General features: G+C 73.8%; 9 protein-coding genes. 7 read left to right on the top strand and 2 right to left on the bottom strand.

The genetic code is table 11. The features are described from left to right. Window positions 1–4: 4 nt before the first annotated feature. The 7 genes from narI to FSY66_RS10550 all read left to right on the top strand — a co-directional run bounded on the left by narI (window position 5) and on the right by FSY66_RS10550 (window position 8,859). Window positions 5–814 carry a respiratory nitrate reductase subunit gamma gene (narI, locus tag FSY66_RS10580; protein ID WP_144794715.1) on the top strand — a complete coding sequence of 270 codons (810 nt, stop codon included), beginning with the start codon at window positions 5–7 and terminating at the stop codon, window positions 812–814. A 104-nt stretch (window positions 815–918) separates the two neighbouring features. After that, window positions 919–2,160, top strand: a complete 1,242-nt coding sequence (locus FSY66_RS10575) for a nitrate/nitrite transporter (RefSeq protein WP_144794713.1) — start codon at window positions 919–921, stop codon at window positions 2,158–2,160. Window positions 2,161–2,329: 169 nt separating this feature from the next. Next, complete coding sequence (moaC, locus tag FSY66_RS10570) at window positions 2,330–2,851, top strand: cyclic pyranopterin monophosphate synthase MoaC (protein ID WP_144794711.1); 522 nt, start codon at window positions 2,330–2,332, stop codon at window positions 2,849–2,851. Beyond that, window positions 2,848–3,978, top strand: a complete 1,131-nt coding sequence (locus FSY66_RS10565; RefSeq protein ID WP_144794709.1) for a molybdenum cofactor biosynthesis protein MoaE — start codon at window positions 2,848–2,850, stop codon at window positions 3,976–3,978. The genes moaC and FSY66_RS10565 overlap by 4 nt, the downstream gene beginning before the upstream one ends. Next, complete coding sequence (locus FSY66_RS10560; RefSeq protein WP_144794707.1) at window positions 3,963–5,237, top strand: ThiF family adenylyltransferase; 1,275 nt, start codon at window positions 3,963–3,965, stop codon at window positions 5,235–5,237. Before FSY66_RS10565 ends, FSY66_RS10560 begins: the two co-directional genes overlap by 16 nt. A 151-nt stretch (window positions 5,238–5,388) precedes the next feature. Next, complete coding sequence (locus tag FSY66_RS10555; protein WP_144794705.1) at window positions 5,389–7,422, top strand: metallophosphoesterase; 2,034 nt, start codon at window positions 5,389–5,391, stop codon at window positions 7,420–7,422. Between the two features lie 84 nt (window positions 7,423–7,506). Further along, entirely contained in the window at window positions 7,507–8,859 is a 1,353-nt protein-coding gene (locus FSY66_RS10550; RefSeq protein ID WP_144794703.1) for a glycosyltransferase 87 family protein, read from the top strand. A 119-nt stretch (window positions 8,860–8,978) separates the two neighbouring features. On the opposite strand, the gene FSY66_RS10545 is transcribed toward FSY66_RS10550, so the two are convergent. Both FSY66_RS10545 and FSY66_RS10540 read right to left on the bottom strand, forming a co-directional pair. After that, the gene (locus FSY66_RS10545) at window positions 8,979–9,248 is read right to left on the bottom strand and encodes an HPr family phosphocarrier protein (RefSeq protein ID WP_144794701.1); all 270 of its coding nucleotides are present in this window, start codon (window positions 9,246–9,248) and stop codon (window positions 8,979–8,981) included. 61 nt (window positions 9,249–9,309) lie between these two features. Beyond that, window positions 9,310–11,550 carry a PTS fructose transporter subunit IIABC gene (locus FSY66_RS10540; RefSeq protein WP_144794699.1) on the bottom strand — a complete coding sequence of 747 codons (2,241 nt, stop codon included), beginning with the start codon at window positions 11,548–11,550 and terminating at the stop codon, window positions 9,310–9,312. Window positions 11,551–11,632 lie beyond the last annotated feature (82 nt).

Here is an 11,632-nt window from a genome sequence, read left to right as displayed (position 1 = left end):
CGCCATGAACCTCATCGACATCCTCCTCTGGGGAGTGCTGCCCTACGTGGTGCTGCTGATCTTCATCGGCGGCACGATCTGGCGCTACAAGTACGACCAGTTCGGGTGGACCACCCGCTCGTCGTCGCTCTACGAGGGCAAGCTGCTGCGGATCGCCTCGCCGCTGTTCCACTTCGGGATCCTGGCGGTGCTGATCGGGCACATCGTCGGCCTGGTCATCCCCAAGTCCTGGACCGACGCCGCCGGCGTGACCGAGCACATGTACCACATCATGGCGCTGACGATCGGGCTGTTCGCGGGCTTCGGCACCCTCGTGGGGATCGCTCTGCTGATCTACCGCCGTCGCACCACCGGCCCGGTGTTCATGGCCACGACCGCCAACGACAAGCTCATGTACGTGCTGCTGGTCCTGGCCCTGCTGGCCGGCCTGGCCACGACCCTGATCTCGGTCTTCGACCACACGGTGGTCAACTACCGCGAGACCGTCTCCCCGTGGTTCCGCTCGATCTGGATCCTGCAGCCGGACATCGGGGCCATGGCCGCGTCGTCGCCGTCGTTCAAGGTCCACGTGCTCTTCGCCTTCGCGCTGTTCATCGCCTGGCCCTTCACCCGGCTGATCCACGCGTTCACCGCGCCCGTGCACTACCTGTTCCGCCCGTACATCGTGTACCGCTCCCGCGACCGGGGCCGCACCACGGGCCACGCGCCGGTCCGCCGCGGCTGGGACCCGATCGGCACGCAGGACCGCGCGCCCTCCGGCGCCCAGCGGCCCAAGCGGCAGCCCCGCCAGCCGAGCTCCGCCGGGCGGCGCTGACCCGGGCGCGCGGGGCAGCCCCGCGCGCCCGGGCCCTTCCCGAAGAACGCCTCACCACCATCCTCCGCCGCGGCGAGCGCGGCATGATCATCAGGAGATCACCCATGTCCTCTCCGGACACCCGGGCGTCCGTCGACGCCGAGATGAAGGCCGGCCAGACCCGCAACCTCATCATCGCCACCCTGGCCTCGGTCATGGGCTTCTGGGCCTGGACCATCATCGGGCCGCTGTCCTCGCGGTACTCCGAGGCCATGGACCTGAGCGCGGGGCAGACCTCGATCCTCGTGGCCATGCCGATCCTGGTGGGATCGGTGGCCCGCGTCCCGGTCGGCGCCCTGACCGACCGCTACGGCGGGCGCGTCATGTTCACCGCGATCCTGGGCATCACCGCCCCGCTCGTGCTGCTCACGGCGCTCGTGGGCCGGATGAACAGCTTCGGCCTGCTCGTCCTCGTCTCGTTCTTCCTGGGCATCGCGGGCACCGTCTTCGCGATCGGCATCCCGTTCTGCTCCGCCTGGTACGAGGCCAACCGCAAGGGATTCGCGACCGGCGTGTTCGGCGCCGGCATGGCCGGAACGGCCGTCTCGGCCTTCGTGACCCCGCGCATCGTCAGCGGCATGGGCTACATGGGCGCCCACGTGCTGATCGCCGTGCTCGTCGCGGCGACGGCCGCGATCTGCTGGCTGCTGCTGCGCGAGTCGCCCACGCGCCGCGGGCTCGAGCCCACGCCGATGATGCCCAAGCTCAAGGCCGCCTTCGCGCTGAAGGAGACCTGGATGCTGTGCTTCATGTACGCGATCGTCTTCGGCGCGTTCGTGGCCTTCTCCAACTACCTGCCGACCTACCTCGGCAACGTCTACGGCTACGCGGCCACCGAGGCCGGGACCCGCACCGCCGGCTTCGCGCTGGCGGCCGTGATCGCCCGCCCGATCGGCGGCACCCTGGCCGACAAGCTCGGGCCCAGGGTCGTCTCGATCACCGCCTACGTCGGCGGTGCCGTCCTTGCGACGATCATCGCCTTCCAGCCCTCGCACGAGTTCGTCTACGGCCCGCTGTTCCTGATCATGGCCGTGTTCCTGGGCCTGGGCACCGGCGGCGTGTTCGCCTGGGTCTCCCGGGCCTCGGACTCGCGGACCGTCGGCACCGTCTCGGGCGTGATCGCGGCCGCCGGCGGCCTGGGCGGCTACTTCCCGCCGCTGGTCATGGGAGCGACCTACAGCCCGGAGCACAACTCCTACTTCATCGGGCTGATGCTGCTGGCCCTGTTCTGCGTCCTGGGGCTGCTCGTGGCCCTCGTGCTGCGCAACGGCGGCCGGATCGACGAGCGCCGGGTCGCGGCCGCCTGAGCCCGGCGGCCGTCGTCCCCGGCCCCTTCCGCGGCCCCGGGACGACGGCCGCGAGCAGCCCGGACACGGAACCGGCCGGCCCGGCGGCCGATGCGACGGCAGCGCCTGCGACGAGCCCCTACGGTGGAGGCTGCCGCAGGCAGAGCAGAGGCAGGAGAGCGCACCACGCATGAGCGATGAGCAGCATCACCCGGAGGAGACCGGGCCGGCAGGGGGACTGACCCACGTGCGGGCCGATGGATCGGCGCACATGGTCGACGTCTCCGCGAAGGCCGAGACCTCGAGGGAAGCCGCCGCCGAGGCGCGGCTGAGCACGCGCCCCGATGTGATCGCCATGATCTTCGCGGCCGATCTGCCCAAGGGCGATGCGCTGCCCGTCGCGCGCGTGGCCGGCATCATGGCGGCCAAGCGCACCCCGGACCTGGTCCCGCTGTGCCACCCGCTGCCGATCTCCCAGGTCGCCGTCGACTTCGAGCGGGGCGAGACCGAGGTGCGGCTGCGGGCGAGCGTGCGGACCCGCGGCGTGACCGGAGTGGAGATGGAGGCCCTGACCGCGGTCTCCGTGGCCGTGCTGACGCTGTACGACATGATCAAGGCGGTGGACCGGCATGCCGAGATCGGCGGCATCCGCGTGACGGCCAAGTCCGGCGGCAAGTCGGGCGACTGGAGACGAGAGGAGCCGCAGCCATGAGCCCGACGTCCGAGCGCACGAGGCCCTGGGGGCAGCGGGATCCCGAGCTGCCGCCGCGCCGAGCGGTGGTCGTCGTCTCCTCGACCCGGGCGGCCGCGGGCACCTATCAGGACACCGCGGGGCCGGCCGGCGTGGAGCTGCTGCGCGCAGCCGGCCTGGACTGTCCGGACCCGATCGTGGTGGCCGACGGCGAGCCCCTGCGCCGGGAGCTGCACCGCCGGCTGCGGGAGCTGCCGGCGGACGAGCGCCCCGACCTGCTCGTGACCTCGGGCGGCACGGGGGTGATGCCCGATGACCGCACCCCCGAGATCACGGCCGAGCTGCTCGATCTGCAGCTGCCCGGGATCGTGCATGCGCTGTGGGCCGAGGGGCTGCGCAGCGTGCGCACCGCGGTGCTCTCCCGCGGTCTGGCCGGCGTCTCCGGGCGCACGCTCGTGGTGAACCTCCCGGGCTCGCGCGGCGGGGTGAAGGACGGGATGGCCGTGATCCTCCCGCTGCTCGAGCACATCCTGCATCAGCTCGAGGGCGATCGGAACGCGGGGCACTCGAAGCCCGAGGCATCCCGGGCGCCGGCCGTCCCTGCCGGCGCGCAGACGCCGGGCACGATCCCGTCGAGCGGGTCCCCGTCGGACGCGGCGGCGGTCGTCCCCGCCGACGGCGGGTTCCAGCCCTCGGGCCGGCAGGGCGATCACCCCGCCGATCTGGCGCCCTCCGCGGTCGTCGACTCCTGGGTCACGGACCAGCCCCTGGACCCCGTCGGCGTCCGCGCGCTCGCGGCGGCGCGGACCGTGGGCGCGGTCGTCGGGTTCAGCGGCATCGTGCGCGACCACGACGGCGGACGCGAGGTCGCCTCCCTCGACTACACCGCGCACCCGCAGGCCGCCGACGCGCTGCGAGCCGCCTGCCAGGAGATCGCCGACGCCCGCCCCGGCCTGCGGATCGCGGCGGCGCACCGCATCGGTCACCTGTCCGTCGGCGACTCCGCCATGGAGGTGGCCGTGGGCGCCTCGCACCGCAAGGCGGCGTTCGAGGCCTGCGACGAGCTCGTGGACCGGATCAAGGCGGCCGTCCCGATCTGGAAGGAGCAGCATCTGGGCGACGGCGGCAGCCAGTGGGTGAATCTGTGAGCGCCGAGGGCCTCCCGCCCCTGGTCGAGCCCGGCCCGGAGCTCAGTGCGGACGAGCTGCGCCGCTACGCCCGCAATCTGCGCGTGCCCCAGATCGGCGAGCTCGGGCAGCGGCGCCTGCGCGCCGCCCGGGTGCTGTGCATCGGGGCCGGCGCCCTCGGCTCCCCGGCCCTGCTCTACCTCGCGGCCGCCGGGGTGGGGACCGTGGGGATCGTGGACGACGACGCCGTCGAGCTGTCGAATCTGCAGCGCCAGGTCATCCATGCCGCGGGCGGCATAGGCAGGGCCAAGACCGCCTCGGCCGCCGCCCGGATCCGGGAGCTGAACCCCGACGTCCGCGTGATCGAGCACCGGGAGCGGATCGAGGCCGGCAGCGCTCTGGAGCTCGTGGGCGGCTGCGATGTGGTGATCGACGGGTCGGACAACTTCGCGACCCGCTACGTCGTCTCCGATGCCTGCGAGATCGCGGGCCTGCCGCACGTGTGGGGCTCGATCCTGCGCTTCGACGGGCAGGCCTCGGTGTTCTGGGCGCAGCACGGCCCCACCTACCGCGACCTGCACCCGGTGCCGCCGCAGCCCGGATCGGTGCCGAGCTGCGCGGAAGCAGGGGTGCTCGGAGCGCTGCCCGGCATGCTGGGCTCGGCCCTGGCGATGGAGACCATGAAGCTGATCATGGGGGTCGGGACGCCGCTGCTGGGCCGGGTCTCGATCTGCGACGGGCTCGACGGCACATGGACCCAGATCCCGCTGCGACGATCGCTGGATGCGGCGCCCGTGACGCGCATGTCGCCGTTCGCGGACCCCCTCCGCGACGGCTACCCCGCAGCGCCCGCCGCCCCGGGGCCGCCGCCCGTCGCTCGAGCGTCGAGCGGTGCGCCGGGTGACGAGACGGCGGAAGCCGCTGCCGCCGACCCCGACCTGGTGAGCCCCCGGCAGCTCGACGCGCTGCTGCGCGAGCGCCGGGCGGGCCGCGCGGCCTTCGAGCTCGTGGACGTGCGCGAGCCCTGGGAGCACCGGCTCGAGCGCATCGACGGCGCCCGGTCGATGCCGCTGGGGGAGTTCACTGCCGGGCAGGCCGCTGACGCGCTGGCGGGGTGCGGGGACCTCGTCCTGCACTGCCAGGCGGGGATCCGCTCCGCCGAGGCGCTGAGCCTGCTGCGCGCCGCCGACGAGTCGGCGGGCATCTCGCGCCGGATCCGGCATCTCGACGGCGGGCTGTCGTCGTGGAGCGGGGCCGGGCTGCCCACGCTCGGGGACTGACGGGGCCGCCGCCGCGGCCTCGGACACGATCGGCCGTCGGCCCGCGTCCACCCGGAATTCACCCGCCGGTGGCAGGATCGGCCCCGCGACGGCGCCCGGATCAGCGCGGCCTCCGCGCAGGCGCCGTCTCCGAGCAGCCATGGGGGAGCCAGTGCCGACCACCTCGATGTCCCGTCCCGACGATCAGCGGCCCGCGCCCGGGCAGGTGCGGGAGGTGAGGCTGGGCCGCACCGCGCTGCGCCCGGACTCCGAGCTCTTCGACCTCGACCCGGCCTCCGAGCGGCAGGCCGGGGCCGTCGAGGTCCAGCGCGCCGACGGCATCCTGCTCGACACGGGCCCCTGCCACGACCTGCCGTACGTGCGCGCGAGCGTGCGCCTCGCGCCGGGGCGCGGCGCGGAGGCCGTCTGGTCGGGGACGGCGCCGGAGGGCCGCAGCGTGTCCCTGTGGGCGCAGCAGACCGGTGACGCCGGATCCTGGCGGATGCTCGCGCGGGCCGAGGGCCGCGGCGGGCGGCGCATCGAGCTGCGCGCGCAGCTGCCCCCCGAGCTGCTCCACCGCGGGGCCGAGGGCGATCGCGGCGCCGAGCGTGCTGACGGCCCCGCCGGTGCCGCAGGCGCTGCCGGCCGCGCCGACGTCGGCCCCGGTGCTGACGGTCCCGCCGAGGTGCGGCTGCTCGTGCTCGGGGAGGACGACTTCGCTGCTCCCGTGCGCGAGGCGGAGGCGGGCTTCGCGGATCCGGAGGACTACGACTTCGCGATCGTGCACCTCACCGATACCCAGTACCTCGCCGAGGGGGCCGCGCAGACGCGCGATCCGCAGAAGCGGGAGCGCTTCCAGGCCGCCATCGACGCGATCACGGACTGGATCGAGGACAGCGCGGGGACTCGCAGGATCGTCTACCTCGCGCACACCGGCGACGTCGTGCAGAACTGGTGCTGGTGGTGGGATCGCCGCGCCGTCGCCGAGCGCGAGTTCGCCGCGGCCTCGGAGATGTTCGAGCGGTTCGAGCGGATCGGGCTGCCCTGGGGCGTGCTCCCGGGCAATCACGACAACCGCTGGGGCTCGGATGACCAGGATGGCGGCGCGGCGCCCGAGCTGAGCCTGTACAACAGGTTCTTCGGGCCGCAGCGGCTGCGCGACGCCGCCGGGACGTGGGCCCCGTCGGCGGGCGACGCCGCTGCCGGGGCGCCGCGCGTCACCGCGCAGCGCGGCCGGCCCTGGCGCCCCGAGGACGCGAGCTGCCACTACGACCTGCTCACGATCGGCAGCGTGCGCCTGCTCATGCTCCACCTGGGCTACGGGGTCGACGACGAGCAGATCGCGTGGGCCAACGACGTCCTCCAGGAGCACTCCGACCGGGACGCGATCCTGTGCACCCATCACTTCCTGGATCGGGGCACGCGCCCCGACGGCTCCGGCGCGCCCTGGGGCGGCCCCCGCAGCTTCGGGCCCGACGACGGCCTGCGGATCCAGGAGGGGATCGTGGCCCGCAACGCGAACGTGGTCCTGGTGCTCAGCGGCCACATCTCCGGCACCGGCTGGCGCGTCGAGCGCAGCGATCCCGTCCACCCCACGACGGCCGTGCTCGCCGACTACCAGTCGCACCGGCTGCCCGAGCCGGCAGAGGAGATCGAGAAGGCCGCCGACGGGCACGAGGGCGAGGTGAGCGCCGCCTCGGGTGCGGACGGCGGAGCGGAGGCCGACCCGGTCGCGGCCGCGGGGGAGCGGCGCACCGGCTTCCTGCGCCTGCTGCAGTTCCGCGCCGAGGCCGGCGAGGTGCGGATCACCACCTACTCGCCGCTGCTCGACAGCTTCGACCCCGACGCCCACGCCCCTGCCGAGCAGCTCGAGCAGCGGCGCTCCGGAGCCCGGGAGGAGCCGGAGCCCCCGGGCGGCTGGGCCGACCCGCATCAGCTCGTGCTGCCGGTGTCCCTGCGCTCCCGGACCACCTGGCTGCAGACCGACCGGCTGGGCGCCGATGCGGCGATCGCAGCCCCGGCCCCGGCGGCCGCGCCGGCGCCGGGGGAGGCCGGCGGCGGCGAGTCGGGCGCGGCCCAGAGCACCGGGCTGGGCCCCTCCGAGGACGCCCACGGCGTCGTGCGACCCGATCGCTGGGGCGCGGTGCTGACGGCCGCCGGCGCGCTGGCGGTGAGGGCGATGATGCGGGGTCTGCGACGGCGCTGAGGCCGGTCGTCGGAAGTGCGAGGACCGGGGCCGCTACCCTGGTCGCGGCCCTGCCCGGGCCGCAGTCCCCTCCAGGAGGTCCGGTTGTCTTCATCCGCCCGTTCCAGCGCCGTCGCGCCCCAGGCCGCGGACCGCGCAGCCCCCGCCCCCGCGGCGGGCCATGGCCCCGCCTGGGCCAAGGCGCTCGCCTGGATCGCCCTGGCCGCCGTGCTGGCCTGGTCCATCCGGCTCGTGATGGAGGGCTCGCTGGACCTGATGGTCTACAACATGGGCGCTCAGTGGGTCGCTCATCCCGAGACCCGCGCCCAGCCGCTCTACGACCTCGAGTTCCCCGTCCCGTGGGGCGGGCCCGACACGCTGCCCTTCACGTATCCGCCGTTCGCGGCCCTGCTGTTCGGGCTGCTGGCCTGGATCCCGTTCGACGTCACGCGCTTCCTGCTCCTGCTGCTGGACATCGTCTGCGCCGTCGTGCTCGGCCGTGCGCTGCTGGCCGTCGCCGAGCGGCGCGGCCGCCCGCTGCCGGGCAGCCGCGCGCTGGGCACCGCGGCCTCGGTCGCGCTGATCACCGCCGTGATCCTCTTCTGCGGACCGTGGATCCGCACGATCTCGCTGGGACAGGTCAACATCCTGCTCTTCGCGCTGATCTTCCTGGACCTCGTGCGCCGCACCGACGGCACCGGCTCCGGCATCGAGCGGGCCGTCGCCTTCATCCCGCGCGGCGTGCTGATCGGCATCGCGGCCGGCATCAAGCTGACGCCGCTGGCCTTCGGCCTGATCTTCCTGATGGGGCGCAACGTCCGGGCGATCGTGGCCATGGGCGTGACCTTCGCGGCCACCGTCGGACTGGGCTTCCTGATCCTGTTCCAGGACTCGATCCAGTTCTGGACCGATGCCGTGTCCTCGTCGGACCGCGTGGGCTCGATCAAGTACATCGACAACACGGCCCTGACCGGCGTGGTGATCAAGCTCGGCTTCCCCGACGAGCTCGTGGATCCCATCCGCTACCCGCTCGTGCTGATCATGCTGGTGGCCGTGGCGATCGCGCTGCCGTCGCTGCTGCGCCGCGGCATGACCCTCTCGGCGATCTCCATGAACGCGCTCGTGATGCTGTTCATGTCGCCGATCTCCTGGTCGCACCACCAGGTCTACTTCCCGGTCATCGCGGTGGCCCTGTGGACCGAGGCCTTCCCGCACGTCCTGCGCGGGCGGTTCCGACGGCCGGCGCAGATCATGGCGTGGATCTGGCTGATCGGCGCCTACATCGGGCCCATGCGCGGGCTCTGGATCGTCGACAAGTTCGGCGTCCACATGCACGCCGCCGAGACCATCTGGATCATCCCCTACCTGGTCCTGTTCATCCTGCTGCTGACCTGGGTCGCGGCGGTCAAGGTCGCCGATCGGCGGCAGCCCCTCGAACAGCAGGCCGTCGCCTCCTGACGCCCGCCCGACGGCGGCCGTCGCGCCAGCCGGGGCGGGGCCGGGGACGACGAGACCCGCGCAGCCAGGTCGGCTGCGCGGGTCTCGTGCTGCGGGCTCCGTGCGAGGGAGCGGTCGGGTCAGCCGGCGTCGAGGTCCTGCTCGATCAGGCCGGCGATCTTCTCGACGGCCTCGGCGCTGTCGGAGGAGACCTCGACCTCGGTGCCCTTCTCGGCGCCGAGCGCCATGATCAGCAGCGAGGACGAGGCATCGGCGGGCTCCTCGTCGGGATCGGCGACGAGGCCGATCAGGATCTCCTCGTCGTACTCCCCGGCGGCCTCGGAGATGATCGCAGCGGGACGGGCGTGCAGGCCGACGGCCGAGCCGACGATGACCTTCTTGCTGGGCATGCTTCCTCCTGTCGGGTGCGTCGTCGCACCGCTGGTCGTGGTGCTGTCCAGTTTAGGCGGTTCAGACCGCGGCTGTCTGTGCCGTGGGGGCATCGGCATGCTCCGCCTCGGCCTTCGCCCGGGCCATGAGCGAGCGCTGGCGCTGGGCCTTGAGCAGCGTGATGATCGCCGCGGAGACGAGGACGCCGGCCACCAGCGCGATCAGGAAGCCCAGGGGGTTCCCCACCGTGCCGAGCACGAAGAGACCGCCGTGGGGGGCGTTCTGCGTGACGCCCAGGGCTGCGATCAGGCCTCCGGTCACGGCGCCGCCGGCCATCATCGAGGGGATGACGCGCAGCGGATCGGCCGCGGCGAACGGGATCGCGCCCTCGGAGATGAAGGCCGCGCCGAGCAGCCACGCGGAGCGGCCGTTCTCGCGCTCGGCCTCGCTGTAGAGGCGGCCGCGGATGGTCGTGGACAGCGCCAGCGCCAGCGGCGGGACCATGCCGGAGGCCATGACGGCGGCCATGATCATCTGATTCGCCTCGCCGCCGGCGGAGAGGCCCGCGGTGCCGAAGAGGTAGGCCGCCTTGTTGACGGGCCCGCCCAGGTCGAAGCACATCATCAGGCCGAGGATCACGCCGAGCAGCACTGCGGAGGACCCGGACATCGACGACAGCCCGTTCTGCAGCGCGGTCATCAGCGCGGCCAGCGGAGCGCCGAGCAGCAGGTACATCAGCAGGCCCACGATCAGCGTGGTGGCCAGCGGGATGATGACGACGGGCATGAGCCCGGCCAGCCAGCGCGGGGCGCGCAGGGAGCCGATCCACATGGCGATCAGGCCGGCGATGAGGCCGGTGACGAGGCCGCCGATGAAGCCGGCGTTCAGCGCGACGGCGATCGCCCCGCCCACGAAGCCCGGGGCGATGCCGGGGCGGCCCGCCAGGGCGTAGGCGATGTAGCCCGACAGCGCCGGGACCAGGAACCCCATGGCCAGGCCGCCGACGACGTTGAGCACGGCGGCCAGGTAGAGCCACGCGCCGTCGCCGCGCAGCAGGTCGACGTCGGGGAAGTCCCCGGCGCTCGGCGGGTTCGCGAGGCTGTTCGCGGCCACGATGTCCGGGGCGATGTTCGCGATGCCCGCATCGCCCATCAGGAAGCTGATCGCGATCAGCAGACCGCCCGCCGAGACGAACGGGATCATGTAGGACACGCCGGTCATCAGCGCCTGCTGGATGCGCCGCGGCCAGCTCGTGGCCCCCTGGCCCGCGCCGGAGGACTCCGCCGCCGAGCCGCCGCCCCCGGCGATCCGGTGCCCGTTCGGGTCGTCGGCCGCTGCCAGGGCCTTGGTGATCAGGCCCTCGGGGTCGGAGACGCCGACGTTGACTCCGGCCTCGACCCCCGGCTTGCCGCCGAAGCGCTCGCGGTCGCGCACGCCCACGCCCACCGCGAAGACGACGGCGTCCGCCGCGTCGATCTGCTCCTGGGTCAGCGGCGTGCCGCCGGAGGAGCCCTGGGTCTCGACCACGAGCTCGTGGCCCATCTCGGCGGCCTTCTGCTCGAGCGCCTCGGCCGCCATGTAGGTGTGGGCGATGCCCGTGGGGCACGACGTCACGGCCACGAGGCGGCGCCCGGGGGCGCCGGATGCCCCGGCCGCGCCGTCGGCGTCCGTCCCGGCTGCCCCGCCCGAGGGCTCCGCCGCCGAGGCGGCCGTCGAGCCGCCCGGTGCGGCAGCGCCTCCGTACTGGGGGCCCGAGGGCGATGCGGCGGCCGCTGCGCCTGCGCCTGCGCCTGCGCCTGCCGCCGTTGCCCCGGCGCCCGTCGTCGGAGCGGCGTCGAGCTGATCCGTGGCCGGCTTGGGCCGCGGGGCCAGGACCTCCTCGACGATCGCCACGACCTCCTCGGCGGAGCCGGCCTCCCGCAGGGCGCTGAGGAACGACTTCCGGGCCATGGCGCGCGCCAGCTTGGACAGCAGCTTGAGGTGGGCCTGGCCCTCGCCGTCGGCCGCGGCGATCAGGAAGATGAGGTCGGCCGGGCCGTCCTTGGCCCCGAAGTCCACCGGCTCGGGCAGGCGGGCGAAGGCCAGGGAGGTGGTCTGCACGTGCGCGGAGCGGCAGTGCGGGATGCCGATGCCGCCGGGCTGCCCGGTGGCGGACTGCTCCTCGCGGGCCAGGGCGTCGGCGGCCAGCCCCTTGGCCGAGTCGGCGCGCCCGGTGGCGGCGACGATCCCGGCCAGGCGCGTGATGACCTTGGTCTTGGCGGAGCCGAGGTCCTGGTCCAGGCAGACCAGGTCGGCGGTGATCAGCGGTGGGTTCTCAGACATGTCCAGTCCTTCGGTGCGGCGGCCGACGGCCGCTCGGTGGGGCCAGCCTCCGGGGATCGGGCGCCCGGGCAGGGTCCGGAGG

This window comes from Kocuria palustris (assembly GCF_007666205.1).
Classification (GTDB): Bacteria; Actinomycetota; Actinomycetes; order Actinomycetales; family Micrococcaceae; genus Kocuria; species Kocuria palustris_A.
The sequence above is the reverse complement of the archived record's forward strand: the minus strand, read 5'-3'. Positions and strand labels throughout refer to the sequence as shown.

What these genes read in the sequence shown, in the direction of transcription:
- narI (WP_144794715.1), top strand. Translation starts at nt 5, where the DNA reads ATGAACCTCATCGACATCCTCCTCTGGGGAGTGCTGCCCTACGTGGTG.
- FSY66_RS10575 (WP_144794713.1), top strand. Translation starts at nt 919, where the DNA reads ATGTCCTCTCCGGACACCCGGGCGTCCGTCGACGCCGAGATGAAGGCC.
- moaC (WP_144794711.1), top strand. Translation starts at nt 2,330, where the DNA reads ATGAGCGATGAGCAGCATCACCCGGAGGAGACCGGGCCGGCAGGGGGA.
- FSY66_RS10565 (WP_144794709.1), top strand. Translation starts at nt 2,848, where the DNA reads ATGAGCCCGACGTCCGAGCGCACGAGGCCCTGGGGGCAGCGGGATCCC.
- FSY66_RS10545 (WP_144794701.1), bottom strand. Translation starts at nt 9,248, where the DNA reads ATGCCCAGCAAGAAGGTCATCGTCGGCTCGGCCGTCGGCCTGCACGCC.
- FSY66_RS10540 (WP_144794699.1), bottom strand. Translation starts at nt 11,550, where the DNA reads ATGTCTGAGAACCCACCGCTGATCACCGCCGACCTGGTCTGCCTGGAC.